Below are 18,262 nucleotides of genomic sequence, written 5' to 3' on the forward strand. Positions count from 1 at the left end.
CCCTGTGGCTACAACCCCGATCGATCTGCAACGGCCCGAGGGCAAAGGGCTCGCCGCCGGCACGCTGGGGCTGTGGGGCTCCACCGTCATCGGCCTCGCGTCCACCGCGCCGGTCTATTCCCTGGTGGCGACCCTCGGGTTCGTCGTCCTCGCGGTGGGGGCGCAGGCGCCCATCGCGTTCGTCATCGCCTTCATCCCGATGTTGTTCATCGCCTTCGCCTACCGCGAGCTCAACAACGACGTGCCCGACTGCGGCACGACGTTCACCTGGGGCACCAAGGCGTTCGGCCCGTGGGTGGGCTGGATGGGCGGGTGGGGCGTCGCCGTGGCCGGCATGGTCGTGCTCGCGAACCTCGCGCAGATCGCCGGCATCTACTTCTGGGCGCTGATCGACGGGATCGTGCGCAGCCCCGAGGACGCCCTGCTCTCGGACAACGTTCCGCTCGTCACGGCGACCGGCGTCGTGTTCATCGCGGCGATGACCTGGGTGAGCTGGCGCGGGGTCGAGATCGGCGAGCGGATCCAGAACATCCTGCTCGGCATCCAGTACCTCGCCCTGGCGATCTTCGTCGTCGCCGCGCTGTGGCACTTCTTCGCGGGCACCGCCCCCGACCCGACCCCGTTCGACTGGTCCTGGTTCAACCCGTTCGCATTCACCGAGTGGGGCGGCTTCGTCGAGTCGATCCTGCTCGCCCTCTTCATCTACTGGGGCTGGGACACCTGCCTCGCGCTCAACGAGGAGACCAAGGACCCCAAGCGCATCCCCGGCCGGGCGGCGCTGCTGACCACGGTCATCCTGCTGATCACCTACGTCGGGGTCACCGTCGCGGCGATGATGTACGCCGGGCTCGGCAGTGACGGAACGGGCCTGGGCAACGAGGCGAACGCCGACGACTTCTTCCTCGCCATCAAGGACGGGCTTCTCGGCCCACTCGGCTGGGTGCTGGTGGTCGCGGTCATGATTTCGGCGATCTCGTCGACGCAGACGACGATCCTGCCGACCGCCCGCGGCACGCTGGCGATGGCGGCGTACAAGGCGCTGCCCCGACGGTTCGCCTCGGTGCACCCGCGCTACAAGACGCCGTCGTTCTCCACGCTCGTCATGGGCATCGTCGCGTCCGTCTACTACGTCGGGATGACGCTGATCAGCGACAACATCCTGCAGGACTCCATCCTCTCGCTCGGGCTCGCCATCGCGTTCTACTACGCGATCACCGGGTACGCCTGCGTCTGGTACTTCCGCCGTGAGCTGTTCACGTCGGCGCGGAACTTCTTCTACCGGTTCCTGTTCCCGCTGCTGGGCGCGCTCATGCTGACTTACGCGTTCGTGCAGTCGGCGATCGACATGTACGACGTCGACTACGGCTACACCGTCCTCCTCGGCATCGGCGGCACCTTCGTCCTGGGCATCGGCGCCCTCGCATTCGGCGTGCTGCTCATGCTCCTGTGGTTCGCGTTCCCGCGCTCGAAGCCGTTCTTCCGCGGCGAGAGCCTCAACCGCGACACCGAGGTGCTCGTGCCCGAGGACCCCGCCGACTACTCCCGGTCGATCGACGGTGGCCTCGCCTGAGCATCGGTGCGGCCCCGCGGTGCTGCGGGGCGTCGACCGGATACGACGTCGTCACCGCCCGAGGTGCGCTCCGCAGCCCACCTCGTACGCCTCCCGCAGCAGACATCCGCAGCCTCACGCGCATGCGGGAAGACCCGGGTGCGAGGCACCCGGGCCTTCGATGACCTGGCTCAGACCAGCGCGGCGTCCAGCGGTGCGAACTCGAGATCGTGCGCGGTCGCGACGCCCGCGTTCACGATGCGCCCGCCCACCGTGTTGAGGCCCGCAGCGAGGGCAGGATCCGATCGGAGCGCCTGCTGCCAGCCGTGCCGGACGATCTGACGGATGTAGGGGAGCGTGGCGTTCGTGAGCGCCGAGGTCGACGTGTTCGGCACGGCCCCGGGCATATTCGCGACGCAGTAGAAGATACTCCCGTGGACCGGGAACGTCGGGTCGGCGTGCGTCGTCGGGTGCGTGTCCTCGAAGCAGCCGCCCTGGTCGACCGCGATGTCGACGAGCACCGAGCCGGGACGCATGCGCGCCACCATGTCGTTCGTGACGAGCTTCGGGGCTTTCGCGCCGGGAATCAGCACAGATCCGATGACGAGGTCCGACGAGACGACCGCGCGGTCGAGATCGAGCGGGTTGGACGCTGCCGTCTTCACGCGACCCTGGAAGTGGTCGTCGAGGTAGCGGAGCCGCTGCACGTTGGTGTCGAAGACGGTGACGTCGGCACCCATGCCGACAGCGATCACTGCGGCGTTCGCGCCGGCGACACCGCCGCCGATCACGGTCACCGTCGCCGGTCGCGTGCCCGGCACGCCCGACATCAACAGGCCCAGTCCACCCGCGGACCGCATCAGAGTGGCGGCGCCGACGGTCGGCGCGAGCCGGCCCGCGACCTCGCTCATGGGCGCGAGAAGCGGGAGCCCACCGCCCGGAAGCTGCACGGTCTCGTAGGCGATCGCCGTCACGCCGTCCGCCACCAGGCGCTCGGTCAGGGGGCGGTCGGCCGCCAGATGCAGGTACGTGAAGAGCACGAGGCCGTCGCGGAAGTAGCCGTACTCGCTCGCGATGGGTTCCTTCACCTTCAGGAGCAGCTCGGCGCGCGCCCACACCTCCGCAGCATCGTCGAGCAGCACCGCCCCGGCGGCCTCGTACTCGGCATCCGGCATCGACGAACCCTCGCCCGCGCCGCGCTGCACGAACACCTCATGGCCGGACGCCACGAGATCGTGCACTCCTGCAGGAGTGAGGGCGACCCGGTACTCGTTGTTCTTCACCTCGGTGGGGACGCTGATCCGCATCGTGTGATCCTTTCCGCTCCGCCATTGGAGCGCTCGGGCTCCTTGTGGGAGCGCCTCTAGAAGGCGGGGCGGATGACCCCGACATCCTGCCCGCCACCGGTGACGGCGAGCGGAAGCTTCGACAGCGCGTCGGCGACGTCGGACGACGCGAGCGCGCCGTGGCGCTCCAGCAGTCGAAGTGCCACGGCGGTGGCGGCGCGGCCGCTGCCGTCGAGCATCTTGAGCGCCACCGTGGTGCCGTCGGGAGCGACCATGACCATGACTCCCTCAGCGCCGCCCTTGGCGAAGACGCCGAGTCGTTCGATGACGATCGTGTCAGCTCGGCCGGGACCGTCGATGGTCCACGGGTCGGCCCGCACCGCATCGACCAGCGCGCCGGCGCTGCGGTGCAGCGCGAAGGGCGAGGTCGTCGACGAATTGCCGATGCGATGGATCGCGCGTGCCAGCCCGAAGAGCGTCATGGCGTAGACGGGAGCGCCGCAGCCGTCGACAGCAGTGGCGGCGGTCTTCTCGCCGATCAGCCGCTCGATCGTCTCCCGGATGAGGATCTGCACCGGATGCTCGGGTGCGAGGTAGCCCTCCGTGTCCCAGCTGTTCACGACGCTCGTGAGGAGCATCGTCGCGTGCTTGCCCGAGCAGTTCATGCGGATGCGCGCGGGCTGGCCGAGTTCGCGCACCATCTCGTCGCGAGTCGTGGTGTCGCTCGGCCAGGCGGCCGGACACCCGAGGTCCTCCTCGCCGAGCTGGGCGAGCGCGAGGATGTCGCGGACGACCGCGACGTGGCGGTCGGTGCCGGCATGGCTCGCGGTCGCCAGCCCGAGCCGCTCGCCTTCGAGGGGCGCGCCGGCGGAGAGGCAAGCCAGCGCCTGGAGCGGCTTGAGACTGGAACGGGGGAGGATCAGCGACGACGGATCGCCCAGCTTCTGGGCGATCGTGCCGTCGGCGGCGAGCACGAGGGCGATGCCGGCGTGACGCGACTCGACGAATCCGCTGCGTTCGACAACGGCGAGTTCGACGGCGTCGGCTGCGGCGAAGGTCTGCGGCACCCAGCCAGCCTACCGCCGGAGCGGGCGTCGCCTCGCATGACAGACTGTGCTCATGTGGGGCGAGCATCGATACTCCGTCCGGACGACATGGACGGGTGACCGCGGCACCGGCACCTCCGGCTACCGGGACTACGACCGGGCGGTGACGCTCGAGATCGACGGCAAGCCCGAGCTCCTGGCGTCGTCCGACAAGCCGTTCCGCGGTGATCCGTCGCGGTGGAATCCCGAGGACATGCTGCTCTCAGCCCTCAGCGAGTGCCACCTGCTGTCGTACCTCCACGCGTGCGTGCAGGCGGGCGTCGTGGTCGTCGGCTACGAGGACGACGCCTCCGGGCTGATGGTCGAGGACGGGCGAGGCGGCGGTGCCTTCCGCGAGGTCGTGCTGCGTCCGCGCGTGACGGTCGCGGACGCGTCGATGACGGATGCCGCGGCCGCCGCGCACGCACAGGCGCGGGAGTGGTGCTTCATCGCGAACTCCGTGAATTTCCCGGTCCACCACGAGCCCACGATCCTCGTCGCCGGTTCCTGATTGCGCCGGCCCCGGCATCCACCTCATCTCCGTGAGGGGACGGGACGAGCGTGGCTGCGTCAGCGCCGTTCGTGGGGGAGGACCTGCTTGATGCGGTCGATCGGGTTCTGCGCGGGCACCTCGTTGTAGGCGTTCGCGAGCTCCTGTCCCGACAGCGCGTGGATCGCGGCCATGATCTCGTCGGTGGCGAGCCGGCGCGCCTTGCCCGATGACGCCGGACCGTGGTGCGCGAGATCAAGGGGCTCGCCGAACTTGACGGTGACACGGTGCGTGAGCGAGGGCATCTTCGCGCCGACGGGCATCACGTCGTCGGTGCCGATGAGACCCACGGGGACGACCGGCGCACCGGTCTGCAGCGCGAGGAACGCGACGCCCGTGCGGCCTTTGTACAGGCGGCCGTCGAGCGAGCGCGTGCCCTCGGGGTAGAGCGCGACAGTGCTTCCCTCCTCGAGCAGCGTGCGCTGCTGATCGAGGGCGTCGAGCGCTGCCTGTCCGGCGCCGCGCTGGACCGGGATGGCGCCGATCGCGGTGAAGAACCAGCGCGATGCCGGGCTGTCGAAGTAGCTCGCCTTGGCGAGGAAGTGAACGGGTCGAGGAGCCGCCACCGGGATCGCGATCGAGTCGATGAACGACAGGTGGTTGCTCGCGAAGATGACCGGCCCGGACTTCGGGACGTTGGCCTTGCCCTCCACGCGCGGGCGATAGATCACACGGGCGAGGGGCCGGATGATCTGGCGTCCCAACGCGTACGTGAAGCCCATGCGCCGAGCGGGCGCGGCCGGCGGGTCGGGAGTCTCGACGGTCTCGTCGGCGGTGTCGTCGGCGCCGGGCACGAGGTCGGAAGTCACCCGTCGAGGGTACTCCCGATTGCATTCCGGTATCGGCATAGCCCTTTCCCAGCGCGGACAGAGCAAAGATGCGAAAAGATGGAGGCTCCCCTTCCACGTCTCGAGGTTGTTCCGTGCGCATTCGCCCGCTCGCCGCCCTGTCCGTCGCCGCGATGTCGGCACTCCTGCTGGCCGGCTGCTCCGGCTCGGCCGAGCCCGACGCCAGCCCCACGCCGTCCTCCAGCGCCGCGTCGGATTGCGGCCTCGATCCGCAGCCTGGTGCCGATTCCGACGCGATCACCGTGTCGGGGGCTGCTCCCGAGCTCACCGCGGAGGTGCCCGCCGATCTCGAGTTCGCCGATCTGCAGCGCACGATCGCCGCGGACGCCGACGGTGACGACCTCGCGATCGGGCAGCTCGTCTCCGGGCAGTACCTCGTCATCGACCCCACCACCGGCGAGGTCCTGCTCGATTCGGCGACGACCACCCCGGACGATTCGGGTCTCATCCCGATGATCGTCGACGGCAGCAGCATCTTCGGCAGCAGCGTGCTCTGCACGCCGCTCGGTTCGGCCACGGCCTTCACCATTCCCGGCTCGATGCTGGGCGAGGGCGCTGCCAATGCCGTCGTCGTCGCGCAGTCGGTGGGCGAGCTGCCGACCGTCGCCACCGGCGCGGATCAGGACCCGGTGGCGGGGATGCCGGAGGTCGAACTCGACGATGACGGGGCGCCCGCCATCACCATTCCCGACCAGGACCCGCCGACCGAGGTGGAGATCGCGGAGCTCAAGCTCGGCGACGGCGCGACCGTCGAGTCGGGCGACACCGTGTTCGTGCAGTACAGCGGTGTGAAGTGGTCCGACGGCTCGGAGTTCGACTCCAGCTGGAGCCGGGGAGCCCCCTCGCAGTTCCAGACGACCGGCGTCGTCCAGGGCTTCCAGCAGGCGCTGGAGGGCCAGATGGTGGGCTCGCAGGTGCTCGTGGTGATCCCGCCCGCGTTCGGCTACGGCGAGGGCGAGATCAACGACGAGGACCTCACGGGCGAGACCCTCGTCTTCGTGGTCGACATCCTGGGCGTGCAGCGCGCCGCTGCCGCCGAGTAGCACGCGACCGCAGCCGGCCCGCCGCTAGGCTGGCCGGATGCGGCGCGTCCTGATCCTCGGCTCGACCGGCTCCATCGGCACGCAGGCGCTCGACGTCGTGCGGGCCAACCCGCGGCGGTTCGAGGTGGTGGGGCTCGCAGCGGGCTCGGATCGTGCCGCCCTCGACGCGCAGGCCGCCGAGTTCGGCGTCGAGAGCACGGCGCTCGGCGCCGTCGAGGCCGAGCAGCTCGTCCGCGACGTCGAGGCCGACGTCGTGCTCAACGGCATCACCGGCTCCGTCGGACTCGGTCCGACACTCGCGGCCCTCGAGACGGGCCGCACGCTGGCGCTCGCGAACAAGGAGTCCCTGATCGTCGGGGGCGATCTGGTCACCGCGCTCGCGCGTCCGGGACAGATCGTGCCCGTGGACTCCGAGCATTCGGCGATCGCGCAGGCGCTGCGCTCGGGAGAGCGCAGCGAGGTCCGTCGGCTCGTGCTGACGGCATCCGGTGGCCCGTTCCGTGGGCGCAGCCGCGAGTTCCTTGAAGGGGTCACACCGGCCGAGGCGCTCGCGCATCCCACGTGGGATATGGGGCGAGTGGTCACCACCAACTCGGCGACGCTCGTCAACAAGGGCCTCGAGGTGATCGAGGCGCATCTGCTCTTCGGCGTGCCCTACGCCGAGATCGACGTCGTCGTGCACCCCCAGTCGATCGTCCACTCGATGGTCGAGTTCGTCGACGGGTCGACCATCGCGCAGGCATCGCCGCCCGACATGCGCCTTCCGATCTCGCTCGGGCTCGACTGGCCGAACCGCATCGCCGGCGTCGGGCGCCCGCTCGACTGGACGACGGCGACGTCCTGGACGTTCGAGCCGCTCGACGATGCAGCGTTCCCCGCGGTGCGGCTCGCCAAGCAGGTCGGCCGCGCAGCAGGCACCTACCCGGCGGTGTTCAACGCCGCGAACGAGCAGGCGGTGGACGCCTTCCACGAGGGCCGTCTGAGCTTCCTCGGGATCATCGACGTCATCGACCGCGTGGTCGATGCGCACGACGCGCCCGACGCGCTGACGCGCGCGGCACTGGCCGACGCCGAGGACTGGGCGCGCCGCGCCGCCGACAGGGCGATCGCCGCGGCATCCTGATCCGCATCCCGCCTTCCGCGGCGCCCACCGCGCGTTGACTTGCCGCATATGCACGCGACACGCCGCCTGCCGCGTACATATACGACAACTCAACCGGGGGCGGACGGCTGAGGGGCGAGCGCCGCGACTGCGACGAACGAGAGCCGGCGGGGTGCTCAGGCCTCGGGATATACGGGCCGCAGCGGGTCGGATGCCGGAGTCTCGTGCTCCGGGTACGGCACCGGCCAGTGCGGCTCGGGCACGGGCCAGCCGGCCTCGCGCAGGGCGCGACGGGCGAGCTCGCGCGCCGAGTACGGCGTTCGGACACCGCGGATGTCGCGATAGTCCTGGTGCCCGGGACCGGCCCAGAGGATGGCGTCGCCGTCGCCGACGAGCGCGACGGCCTCGATGATCGCGCGCTCGGGCGGGGAGAACTCGTGGATCTCGGCATCCGGCTGCGCCCGGCGCGCGCCCTCGACGAGGGTGGCCCGGATCGAGTCGGGATCCTCGTGGCGCGGGTGGTGGTCGGTGATGACGAGGATGTCGCTGCCCTCGACGCCGGTGCGGCCCATGTCGTGCCGCTTCGTGGCGTCGCGGTCGCCGTCGGCGCCGAACAGCATGACGACCTTGCCCGGTGTCACCCTGCGGACCGCGGACAGCGTCTTCTCGAAGGCGTCGGGGGAGTGACCGAAGTCCACGTAGACGGCCGGTCCCGTCTCGCCCGAGACGAGTTCGGTGCGCCCGGGGAGGTAGGCGTCGATGCGGCCGCCGTCGAGCGCGTCGACCAGGCGCTCCCACGTGTAGCCGCCCTCGAGGATCATGACGATCGCGAGGCCGGCGTTGGCCGCCATGTGCCGCCCGATCACGGGGACGAGGGTCGTCAGCGAGCGCCCGTCCCGGGCGGTGAGGCGGAACTCGGTGCCGACCTGCCGCTCGTCGAGGATGTCGACGACCCAATCCGCGGCGGCTGCGGCATCCGCGTCCGAGGCGAGCGCGGGCGTGCCGACCGTGACGGTCGGCACCTCGCTGCGCGCCACGACCTCGGCGCCGGGCTCGGAGTCGATGCAGACGACGGCGCGGCGCGCGCGGTCGGGACGGAACAGCGGCAGCTTCGCCTCGAAGTACTCGCGCATGTCGGCGTAGTCGTCGAGGTGGTCGTGCGTGAGGTTGGTGAAGCCGGCGACGTCGAACACGATGCCGTCGACGCGGCGGCGGCTGAGCGCCTGCGCGCTCACCTCGACGGCGACGGCTTCGACGCCCCGTTCGCGCATCAGGGCGAGGAGCGCGTGCATCTCGTACGCCTCGGGCGTCGTCAGCCGCGACACGACCACCTGTCCGGCGATGTGCCGCTCGGCGGTGGATGACAGGCCCGTCGTCACGCCGAGCTGGCCGAGGATGCCCTCGAGCAGGTGCGACACGCTGGTCTTGCCGTTGGTGCCCGTGGTTCCGAAGAGCGTCGGGAGGTCGTCGTCGCGACCGGTGCTGTACACCCACGCCGACAGCTCGCCGAGGATTGCGCGCGGGTTCTCGACCAGCACGACGGGCAGCCCGCTCGCGGCGGCGACGTCGGCCCCGGCGGCATCCGTCACCACGGCGACGGCGCCCTTCTCGGCTGCCGTCGCGGCGAATTCGGCGCCGTGGCGGTTGACGCCCTGCACCGCGACGAACACGTCGCCGGGCCGAAGATCGGCGGTCGCGAGGGTGATGCCCGTGAGCGTGGGGCCGGCGACGTCGCCGCGGACGGCGACGGCGAAGCGCGCCGCGAGGTCCGCGAGGGAGTGGGTCGGCGGCGCGTCGGGGCGGAGTACCGGGGGCAGGTTCGAAGGCGCGTCGGTCGGCATGGCGCATCCATCTTCGCATGGCGCCCGTGCCCCCGCCCGCGAGCCTGTGCAAGGGCGCCGGCAGGCCCTGCAGCGGGCTCGTCACCGTGGCCGGACGCGCCGGCACCCCGGTCGCCGAGCGGGATGTTCGCGCTCGGCGACCGGGGCACGGAGGGCGGCTCAGGCCTTGCGGCGTCCGCGCACGAGCACGACAGCGAGTGCGGCGATCCCCGCGACGAGTCCCCCCGCGGCGAGCCAGCGTGCGACCGGGTCGGCGGACGTGCCGGATGCCGCCGCCTCGGTGTCGGCTGCCGCCTCGGCGCTCTCGTGGGTCGCGTGGTCCGCACCCTCGGCACCGGTCGCATGCCCGGCATCGGCGTCGTCCGCGGCGTCGCCCACCTCGACGAGCGGCGCGGGCGCGTCGAGGTCATGCGGATCCTCGCCGTCCTCGGCGATCTGCGTCCACGCCGTCTCTCCCTCCGCGCACGTCTGGGTGACGGGGAAGGCGAGAGTGGTGTCCGCGGTCGCCTCGGTGAAGAGCGCATCCATCGAGACGGTCGCCTTCAGCCCGTCCTCGACGGGGGTGTCGGGGGTGTAGACGACGCGCGTCGGCACGCCGTCGGCGCCGAGCTCGCGCGTGATGGTCCAGCCGCCCTGCACGACGGGTGTCGCGTTGCCGACGCCCTCGGGGATGTCGACGGCGAGGGCGGTCGTGGGCGAGCCGTCGCAGCCGTGCGAGAACGAGAAGGTGAGGGTCTCGGTCCCGCCGGCTGAGGCGGTCTCAGGGGTCACGTGCACGTGGGCGGACGCGGCGAGCGGCGCGGCGAGGGCGAGGGCCAGACCGGCGGTGGCGCCGATCACGAGGCGGCGGGTGGGGGACATGTGCGTGAGCGTGTTCATGGTGTGTGCTTTCGTCTGTCGTCGGGGGTGATCGGCGCGAACGGCCGACCGGCGGTACGCGGCGGGAGCGCGTACGCGAGAGGACCCGGCGCACGCATCGGGCGCGGCCGGCGACGGGCGCGGCGCTCGGTGCGCCGCTCAGACGAAGGCGGGCGGTCCGCGCCGGGAGGTGCCCGAGAGGACGACGCGCAGCGCGGCGCCGGACGGACGCGTCTGCGGCGTGACGAGCCGGGGCATCGGCGCACGCGGGGCGATGCCGCGGACGCGGGTGAACACCGAGCGGATGCCGCGGCCCAGGGCGCGCAGCATCCGCTCTGCGCTCTGCAGCGCGGCGACGGTCGCGAACGCGGCGAGCACATGGGCGGCGAGCATGGGGGCGTCGGGGAGCACGACGGTGCTGAGAGTGCCGCCCAGGTGCGTGACGTGGTGCCCGTGCAGTGCCGCAGGGTCGGCGTCGGCGGTCAGAGCGAACGCCACGTGGAACAGGGACTGGCTCGCAAGGACGGTGGCGCCCATCCGCCACGCGGAGAGGCGGCGCCCGATGAGGCCCACCGCGAAGGGCGACGAGAGGATGCCGACGGCGACGACCAGGGCGGGGGAGGGAGCCCCGCCGCCGGCGAGCGTGTGAGCCGTGGCGGCGACGACGGTCGCGACCCATGCCGCGGCGGTGCCGCGCAGCGCGCGCACGTGGCGTGGGGTCACGGCTCCTCCTCACGTCGAGCCTACGGGAGGGGCGAGGCGTCGCCCGAACGCACCGTCACACCCAACTCAAAGCAACACGCGGGTACCGTGAGCGTGTGGAGATCCTCGCGTTCGTCATCGGTGTCGTGCTCATGGTCGTGGGCCTCGCCGTCTCGATCGCGCTGCACGAGCTCGGCCACCTGTGGCCAGCCAAGAAGTTCGGCGTGCGCGTCGGCCAGTACATGATCGGGTTCGGGCCGACGCTGTGGTCCCGGCGCATGCGCGGGACCGAGTACGGCGTCAAGGCGTTCCCGATCGGCGGCTACATCTCGATGGCCGGCATGTACCCGCCGTCGCCCGGCGAGCGGGCGCGCGCTGCCGAGGCATCCGCAGCCACCCAGGCCTCGGGCTCCGGATCACGATCCGGGCGTGCCGGCGGCGGGTTCTTCGCCACGATGGTCCAGGACGCGCGCGACGCCAACGACGAGACGCTGCACGGCGACGACGACGTGCACGTGTTCTACCGGCTGCCCATCTGGAAGCGCATCGTCGTGATGCTGGGCGGCCCGGTCATGAACCTCCTGTTCGCCATGGTGCTGTTCGCGATCCTCCTGACCGGCATCGGCCTGCAGACCGCCACGACGACGGTCGCCCGCCTGTCCGAGTGCGTCCCGACCACGAGCTCGACCGAGTGCGCCGTGTCCGCGCCTGCGGCCCCCGCCGAGGCGGCGGGCATCCAAGCCGGCGACACGATCGTCTCGATCGACGGGCAGCCGGTCGCCGACTTCGACGAGGCGACTGCCATCATCCGCTCTTCGCCCGGCGAACAGCTGACGTTCGTGGTCGAGCGCGACGGCTCCGAGCAGAGCATCCAGGTCACGCCGGCGACGATCGAGACCGAGGTGACCGCCGCCGACGGCACGACGACGACCGAGGAGGTCGGCTTCGTCGGCATCGGCCCGTCGGTCGAGTACGTCACACAGCCGATCTGGGCCGGACCGCAGATGGCCGTGCAGAACGTCGGCGCCGTTGCCGGCATCATCTGGCAGCTGCCGGCGAAGGTGTGGGACACGGCCGTCGACCTCGTCACCGGGCAGGAGCGCGATCCGAACGGCCCGCTCAGCATCGTCGGCGCCGGGCGCCTGTCCGGCGAGGTGGCCGCGGCCGACTCTCCGATCCTCAACCGGGTCGCCGGCTTCCTCTCGCTGCTCGCCTCGCTCAACATCGCGCTCTTCGTCTTCAACCTCATCCCGCTGCTGCCGCTGGACGGCGGACACGTCGCGGTGGCTCTGTGGGAGGGACTCAAGCGCGCCTGGGCGAAGCTGTTCCGCCGCCCGCCGCCGAAGCCGGTGGATGCGACCAGGCTCGTGCCCGTGACGTTCGTGGTCGTGATCGCCCTCATCGTGATGGGGGCTGTGCTGATCCTCGCCGACCTCTTCAACCCGGTGACGCTCTTCTGAGCCGCCGGCGGTCGCCGGACCACCGAGGATCCGTTCGCCGAGCCTGTCGAAAACGGCCTTGCCCGTTCGCTGTAGGGGTGCAACGGTTCCACTGACGGAAGGACGACGACCGTGAAGTACGTGATCATGTTCACCTCGACACCCGAGCTCGACGACGCGGTGCCGGAGGAGCGCCGCCAGGAGGTCTACGGGCGGATCTACGAGTGGTTCGGCACGAACGCCGACAAGATCGACGACTCGGGGGCGGAGCTGCATCCGGTCAGCACCGCGACGACGGTGCGGGCGGGCGACGACGGGCCCGTCGTCGCCGACGGCCCCTTCTCGGAGGCGAAGGAGGTCGTCGGAGGATTCAGCGTGATCGACGTCCCCGACCTCGACGCGGCGATCGCGCTCGTGAAGACCTGGCCCTCGCTCGAATTCCCCGGAGTCGCCGTCGAGATCCGGCCGATGGTCGTCGACTACAGCCAGTTCGAGTAATGCCCGAGCCGGATGCCGCGGCCGGGCCGGGCGCGGACGACCCGCGTCCGTCGTACGCTCGCGCCGCGGCATCCGATCGCCTCCTCGCCGCGGTCGTGCGTGAGGAGTCCGCACGCATCACCGCGGCGCTCACCGTGTCGTTCGGCAGCTTCGACGTGGCGGAAGAGGCCGTCGCGGAGGCGGTCGTGGAGGCGCTGCGCGAGTGGCGGGCGCGGGGGATGCCGCCGAAGCCCGGAGCCTGGCTGATGCAGGCGGCGCGGCACAACGCACTCGACCGGGTGCGCCGGGAACGCGTGCTGCGAGACAAGGTCGCGCTGCTCGCACCCGCTCCCGTGGTCGGAGGGGCACCGGCCGACGAGCGCCTGCCGCTGCTGTTCGGCTGCTGCCACCCGGCGCTCGCGCCCGATGCGCAGCTCGCGCTCACTCTCCGCGCGGTGTGCGGACTCACGACGGCGCAGATCGCCCGCGCCACGTTCACGGCCGAATCGACCACGGGGCAGCGCATCTCGCGCGCTAAGCGCAAGATCGCCGAGAGCGGCATCCCGCTGAGGGTCCCCGAAGGGGCGGATGCCGCCGCGCGGCTCGACCTCGTGCTGACCGTGGTCTCGGTGATGTACAGCGAGGCCCACTTCGTGGCGGGGTCGGATGCCGCGGCCGACCGTGACCTCGCCGACGACGCGCTCTGGCTCGCCCGAGTGGTCGCCGAGGCGCTGCCGCGCGCCGCGGAGGCTCAGGGACTCCTCGCGCTCCTGCAGTTCCACCGGGCCCGCGAGTCTGCGCGATCGGTGGGCGGCGAGCTGGTGCTGCTGGCCGACCAGGACAGGTCGCGGTGGGACGCCGCGCTTCTCGGCGAGGCCCGCGCGTCGCTGGAGCGCGCGGCCCGGCTGCGGCGCCCGGGACGCTGGCAGCTGCACGCGGCGATCGCGGCGTGCCACGCGGATGCCGCGGACGAGGCGTCCACCGATTGGCTGCAGGTCCTGACGCTCTACGACATGCTGCTCGCGTACGACCGGTCGCCTGTGGTGCGACTGAACCGCGCCGTCGCGCTGGCGCGCGTGGCAGGCGCCGGCGTCGCGCTCGCCGAGGTCGACGGGCTCGCGGATCCGCTGGCCCGTTCGCACCTGTGGCACGCCGTCCGGGCGTCACTGCTGCGCGAGCTCGGCCGCGACGACGACGCGGTCGCCGCTGACCTGCGCGCACTCGAGCTCACCGCGAACGAGGCCGAACGACGCCTGCTGGCTGCCCGCGCGGCGACGAGGACCGTCACCGGTCGTTGAGCGAGCGAGGAACGAGCGAGACGAAACGCCCGCAACCGGCGTGATGCTCGGCTCGATGCGTTTCGTCTCGCTCGCTGACGCTCCCTCGCTCAACGACCGGAAACCGGCGCCATCGCCTGCTCGACCAGGCGCTGCAGCGTGGTCATACCGTCCCGCGACAGGATGGACTCCAGGTGCCCCTGCACCGATGCGAAGCCCTGCCCGCGCAGCGCGTAGACGTCGCCCGAGGCGTCCGCTGCGATCTCGGCCTCGCCGGCGCGCGTCGTGCCCGCGGGTACGCGGGCGGTGAACGTGTTGTAGAAGCCGATGGATGCCGGCATCCCGAACACGTCGACCGACTTCTGCAGCCCCTGGTGCGGTGCGTCCAGCGGTGCCAGGTCGATGCCGAACGTGTCGGCGAGGATCTGGTGGCTGAGGCACACGGCGAGGATCGGCCGGCCGCTCTTGCGCCGCCGCCCGACCACCTCGCGCATGCGCCGGATGCGGGGGCTGGACACATCACGCGGATCGCCCGGCCCGGGGCCTGACACGAGCAGCTCGGCGTCGTCGATCTGGGCGTCGGTCACCTCGTCCCACGGCGCGATCCGCACGTCGAGCCCGAGATGGCGCAACTGATGGGCGAGCATCGTGGTGAAGCGGTCCTCGGCGTCGACGACGAGCGCCGACCGGCCGGCGAACGGCGCAGGCCCGTCCGAGCCCTGCGGGTTGAGCCAGAACTCCGCCAGGCGTCCGTTGCGGGAGGCCAGCAGCTCGGCGATCGCCGGGTCGTCCGCGAGAGGGCGCGGCGCGGGAGCGGGGGCGTCCTCGTCGATGACGTCGGCGTCGGGCACGGCGACGACGGCGGCCTCGGCCGCAGCGTCACGGGGCACGGCGCCGATGGCGCCGAGCACGCCGGCGGCCTTTCCGTGCGTCTCGCCGACCTCGCCGTAGGGGTCGGAGTGGCGCACCAGCGTCGCCCCGACGGGAACGCGCAACCGGCCGTCCTGCAGATATGCGGTGCGGATGAGGATGGGAGCGTCGAGGTCATGGGTCGCCTCGCCGGCCGCGAGCGTCAGGCGGGGGGTGAACAGGGCGGCCACGCCCGAGTAGTAGCCCCGCGGGGTGCTCTCGTGCCGGGTGATGACCGTGCACGCGTTCTGCATCGGCGAGCCGGTCACGGTCGGCGCGAACATGGTCTCGCGGAGGATGTCGCGGGGATCCAGCCGGCTGCGCCCGCGCAGCACGTACTCGGTGTGCGTGAGTCGCGACATCTCCTTGAGATGCGGACCGGTGATGCGGCCGCCGTCGGAGCAGACGGCGCTCATCATCTTGAGCTCCTCGTCGACGACCATGAACAGCTCCTCGGTCTCCTTGGTGGAGCGGAGGAACTCGGTGAGCGTCTCGGCGGTCGCGCCGCCGGCCGGGTGACGGAACGTGCCCGAGATCGGGTTCATCGTCACGACGCCGTCGCGTGCGCTGACGTGCGCCTCGGGGCTCGCGCCGACGGCGACATGGCCGGGTGTGACGACCGCGAACGTCCAGTACGCGCCGCGCTCGTGCTCGAGCAGGGCGCGGAACCACGTGAGGGCGGCGGTGGCGGCATCCGTGGACACACCGGCGGTGAAGTCGCGGCGGATGACGAAGTTGGCGCCTTCGCCGCGCCCGATCTCGTCGGCGATCACCCGCCGCACGATGTCGGCGTAGTCCTCGTCGGCGATGTCGAAGCCGGCGCCCTCGAGCGCGACGGGCTCGGTCGGCAGCAGCGCCATGGTCTCGTCGCGCGGGAGCGAGGCTCGGTTGCGCACGACGAGGCAGCGCAGCGCGGCTCCGTCGTCGTGGCACTCGAATCCGCGCTCGCGCACCTGCCGGAACGGCACGAGCGCCAGCACCTCCCGCGGCGAGCCCGAGGCGTCCGTCAGCGGGATGTCGGCCAGCAGCTCGACGTCGACGACATCGCCGGTCAGCACCTCGACGGTGCTGTCGTCGCGCGCGATGAGCGCGAAGGGGATGCCGCTGGCAGCGAGGTCGCGAGGGGACATGGGGGCAGGCCCGGTCATGGTGTTCGTCTTTCGTCGTGGGGCGGTGTCCCGTACGAAAAAGAAGACCGCCCGTGGGCGGTCTGTGGTCGCGCGAACACACCGCCTATGCGGTGAGCCACCAGGAAAGGTGCGCGGACATGCGCCGAACCTACCACACGCGCGAATCGGTCACCGCGACGGATCCCGGCCCACTGTCCCCGGATTCGGCACCATACTGGGGCCGACCCGTTTGCCCGCATCCCCGCGCCGCGGAGGTACGCCATGACCCACCTCACGATCACCGACCGATCAGCCGAACCGGAGCAGCCGGATCGGCGGCCCCGACGGCGTCCCTCGATCGCCGACCGCATCCGCAACATGGGGGAGCAGCGCACGGGCGCGCTCCTGCTGGTGCTCGCGATCGTCTGGGCGAACGTCTCCGCGACGTCGTATCACGACTTCTGGGAGACGCAGCTGACGATCAGCTTCGGCGACATCCATCTCGCGTTCACGCTGCACGCGCTCGTCAACGACGCGCTCATGGCGATCTTCTTCTTCACAGTCGGCCTCGAGGTGCGGCGCGAGTTCGCGATCGGGGAGCTCACGAGCTGGTCCCGCGCCATGATCCCCGTGGTCGCCGCGGTGGCGGGACTGCTGGTGCCGGCCGGGCTCTACCTCGCGATCGCGAGGGGGTCGGGATTCGAGCACGCGTGGGGGGTCGTGATCTCGACCGACACCGCGTTCCTCGTCGGCGCACTCGCACTGATCGGGCCGCGCGCCTCTGGCAGGCTCCGGGTGTTCCTGCTCGCCCTCGCGGTCGTGGACGATATCGGCGCGCTGAGCATCATCGCCCTCTTCTACACCGACAGCTTCACACCGCTGCCGCTTCTCGTCGCTGCCGTCGGCCTGGCCGGGATCTTCTTCACCCGCTACGTCCCGCGTGGCCGCGGCCCGATCTACGCCACACTGTCGATCATCGTGTGGCTCGCCTTCCTCGCGTCGGGCGTGCACCCGACGCTCGCGGGGGTGGCGATCGCGCTGCTGATCCCCGTCTACCGGCCGAATCGGCGCGACGTCGAGCAGGCGCTCGAGCTCGCGCGGATGTTCCGCCAGTCGCCGAACAGCGAGTACGCGCGGCAGGCCGCCAACAGCCTCCGGGAGTCGATCTCGATCAACGAGCGCCTGCAGTCGGCGTACGCGCCGTACGTCGCCTACGTCATCCTGCCGCTGTTCGCCCTCGCCAATGCTGGCGTCGAGATCTCGGGGCCGATCCTCGCGGCCGCCGCGCAGTCCCCGGTCACGTGGGCCATCGTCGTCGGTCTCGTCGTGGGCAAGTTCGTCGGCGTCTTCGGCGCCGCGGCCATCATGAAGGTGTTCAAACTCGGCGATTTCGGACTGGGCCTGACGCTCGACCGCATCGCGGGCGGCGCGATGCTGTGCGGCATCGGGTTCACGATCTCGCTGTTCATCATCGACCTCGCGATCGAGGACCCCGACGTGCAGAACGAGGCGCGCGTCGGCGTGCTGGCGGCGTCCGTCCTCGCCTTCGTGCTGGCAGCGATCGTGTTCCGTATCTCGGACGCACGGCGGCCCGACGACGACGGTGGACGCGCCCTGGTGCGGCCGGTCGACCCCCAGCGCGACCACATCTACGGTGACGTGAACGCGCCGCTCACGATCGTGGAGTACGGCGACTTCCAGTGCCCCTTCTGCCTCAAGGCGTCGGGCTCGATCGAGGAGGTCCGCAAGGAGCTCGGCGACCGCCTGCGCTACGTGTGGCGACACGCGCCGCTGGAGCGTCAGCACCCGAACGCGCTGGCGGCGGCCGAGGCCGCGGAGGCCGCGAACCTGCAGGGGAAGCTGCCGGAGTTCTCGCGGAGCCTGTTCGCCGATCAGGACCACCAGCTCCCGTCCGACATCATCCGCCGCGCACGCGACCTCGGCCTCGACGTCGATCGCTTCGAGGACGACCTGAGCTCGCCGAAGGTCACCGCGCGCGTGCGCGACGACATGCTGGATGCCGAGGCGATGGACATCACGTCGGTGCCGACGTTCTTCATCAACGGCGTCCGTCACGTGGGCCCCTACGATGCGCAGACCCTGATCCGCGCGCTCACCGGCTCGGAGCCGGAGGCGCCCGCTGCACCGTCGCCGGCGGCGAGCGAGTGAGCCCGGCGGGGGACGAGC

The 18,262-nt window shown here is 71.4% G+C and carries 15 protein-coding genes; 8 read left to right on the forward strand and 7 right to left on the reverse strand.

Going from position 1 to position 18,262, the window contains the following annotated elements; all coding sequences use genetic code 11:
* The first annotated feature begins 4 nt into the window (after positions 1–4).
* Positions 5–1,570 (forward strand): APC family permease, encoded by a 1,566-nt coding sequence (locus tag MRBLWS13_RS19430; RefSeq protein WP_349426953.1) that lies wholly within the window; start codon positions 5–7, stop codon positions 1,568–1,570.
* Positions 1,571–1,740: 170 nt separating this feature from the next.
* Here the strand turns inward: MRBLWS13_RS19430 and ald are convergent, their stop codons facing one another.
* Both ald and MRBLWS13_RS19440 read right to left on the reverse strand, forming a co-directional pair.
* Positions 1,741–2,856, reverse strand: a complete 1,116-nt coding sequence (ald, locus tag MRBLWS13_RS19435) for an alanine dehydrogenase (protein WP_349426955.1) — start codon at positions 2,854–2,856, stop codon at positions 1,741–1,743.
* 56 nt (positions 2,857–2,912) lie between these two features.
* A complete protein-coding gene (locus MRBLWS13_RS19440) occupies positions 2,913–3,902 on the reverse strand; it encodes an asparaginase (RefSeq protein ID WP_349426956.1) in 990 nt (329 codons plus the stop codon).
* 52 nt (positions 3,903–3,954) lie between these two features.
* Here MRBLWS13_RS19440 and MRBLWS13_RS19445 point away from each other — a divergent pair, with 52 nt between their 5' ends.
* Entirely contained in the window at positions 3,955–4,431 is a 477-nt protein-coding gene (locus MRBLWS13_RS19445) for an OsmC family protein (protein WP_349426957.1), read from the forward strand.
* Between the two features lie 59 nt (positions 4,432–4,490).
* Here MRBLWS13_RS19445 and MRBLWS13_RS19450 read toward each other — a convergent pair whose 3' ends face one another.
* Positions 4,491–5,192 (reverse strand): lysophospholipid acyltransferase family protein, encoded by a 702-nt coding sequence (locus MRBLWS13_RS19450; protein ID WP_349429115.1) that lies wholly within the window; start codon positions 5,190–5,192, stop codon positions 4,491–4,493.
* Positions 5,193–5,392: 200 nt separating this feature from the next.
* On the opposite strand from MRBLWS13_RS19450, the gene MRBLWS13_RS19455 reads away from it, so the two are divergent.
* Both MRBLWS13_RS19455 and dxr read left to right on the forward strand, forming a co-directional pair.
* On the forward strand, positions 5,393–6,361 hold the full coding sequence (locus MRBLWS13_RS19455) for an FKBP-type peptidyl-prolyl cis-trans isomerase (RefSeq protein WP_349426958.1): 969 nt from the start codon (positions 5,393–5,395) through the stop codon (positions 6,359–6,361).
* A gap of 37 nt (positions 6,362–6,398) precedes the next feature.
* A complete protein-coding gene (gene dxr / locus MRBLWS13_RS19460) occupies positions 6,399–7,484 on the forward strand; it encodes a 1-deoxy-D-xylulose-5-phosphate reductoisomerase (RefSeq protein ID WP_349426959.1) in 1,086 nt (361 codons plus the stop codon).
* Between the two features lie 155 nt (positions 7,485–7,639).
* Here the strand turns inward: dxr and MRBLWS13_RS19465 are convergent, their stop codons facing one another.
* The 3 genes from MRBLWS13_RS19465 to MRBLWS13_RS19475 all read right to left on the reverse strand — a co-directional run bounded on the left by MRBLWS13_RS19465 (position 7,640) and on the right by MRBLWS13_RS19475 (position 10,885).
* A complete protein-coding gene (locus MRBLWS13_RS19465) occupies positions 7,640–9,304 on the reverse strand; it encodes a UDP-N-acetylmuramoyl-L-alanyl-D-glutamate--2,6-diaminopimelate ligase (protein WP_349426960.1) in 1,665 nt (554 codons plus the stop codon).
* Between the two features lie 159 nt (positions 9,305–9,463).
* Positions 9,464–10,165: a YcnI family protein gene (locus tag MRBLWS13_RS19470; RefSeq protein ID WP_349426961.1), complete on the reverse strand. Its 702-nt coding sequence runs from the start codon at positions 10,163–10,165 to the stop codon at positions 9,464–9,466.
* Between the two features lie 156 nt (positions 10,166–10,321).
* Entirely contained in the window at positions 10,322–10,885 is a 564-nt protein-coding gene (locus MRBLWS13_RS19475) for a hypothetical protein (RefSeq protein ID WP_349426962.1), read from the reverse strand.
* A gap of 95 nt (positions 10,886–10,980) precedes the next feature.
* On the opposite strand from MRBLWS13_RS19475, the gene MRBLWS13_RS19480 reads away from it, so the two are divergent.
* From MRBLWS13_RS19480 to MRBLWS13_RS19490, 3 genes are all read left to right on the forward strand, one after another.
* Positions 10,981–12,324, forward strand: a complete 1,344-nt coding sequence (locus MRBLWS13_RS19480; protein WP_349426963.1) for a M50 family metallopeptidase — start codon at positions 10,981–10,983, stop codon at positions 12,322–12,324.
* Positions 12,325–12,435: 111 nt separating this feature from the next.
* The gene (locus MRBLWS13_RS19485) at positions 12,436–12,801 is read left to right on the forward strand and encodes a YciI family protein (protein WP_349426964.1); all 366 of its coding nucleotides are present in this window, start codon (positions 12,436–12,438) and stop codon (positions 12,799–12,801) included.
* Entirely contained in the window at positions 12,801–14,078 is a 1,278-nt protein-coding gene (locus tag MRBLWS13_RS19490; RefSeq protein ID WP_349426965.1) for a DUF6596 domain-containing protein, read from the forward strand. The genes MRBLWS13_RS19485 and MRBLWS13_RS19490 overlap by 1 nt, the downstream gene beginning before the upstream one ends.
* A gap of 89 nt (positions 14,079–14,167) precedes the next feature.
* Here the strand turns inward: MRBLWS13_RS19490 and MRBLWS13_RS19495 are convergent, their stop codons facing one another.
* The gene (locus tag MRBLWS13_RS19495) at positions 14,168–16,114 is read right to left on the reverse strand and encodes a chorismate-binding protein (RefSeq protein WP_349426966.1); all 1,947 of its coding nucleotides are present in this window, start codon (positions 16,112–16,114) and stop codon (positions 14,168–14,170) included.
* A 243-nt stretch (positions 16,115–16,357) separates the two neighbouring features.
* On the opposite strand from MRBLWS13_RS19495, the gene nhaA reads away from it, so the two are divergent.
* Positions 16,358–18,244 carry a Na+/H+ antiporter NhaA gene (nhaA, locus tag MRBLWS13_RS19500; protein ID WP_349426967.1) on the forward strand — a complete coding sequence of 629 codons (1,887 nt, stop codon included), beginning with the start codon at positions 16,358–16,360 and terminating at the stop codon, positions 18,242–18,244.
* The last annotated feature ends 18 nt before the right edge of the window (positions 18,245–18,262 follow it).

Origin of the sequence: Microbacterium sp. LWS13-1.2 (assembly GCF_040144835.1) — a bacterium.
Lineage (GTDB): Bacteria > Actinomycetota > Actinomycetes > Actinomycetales > Microbacteriaceae > Microbacterium.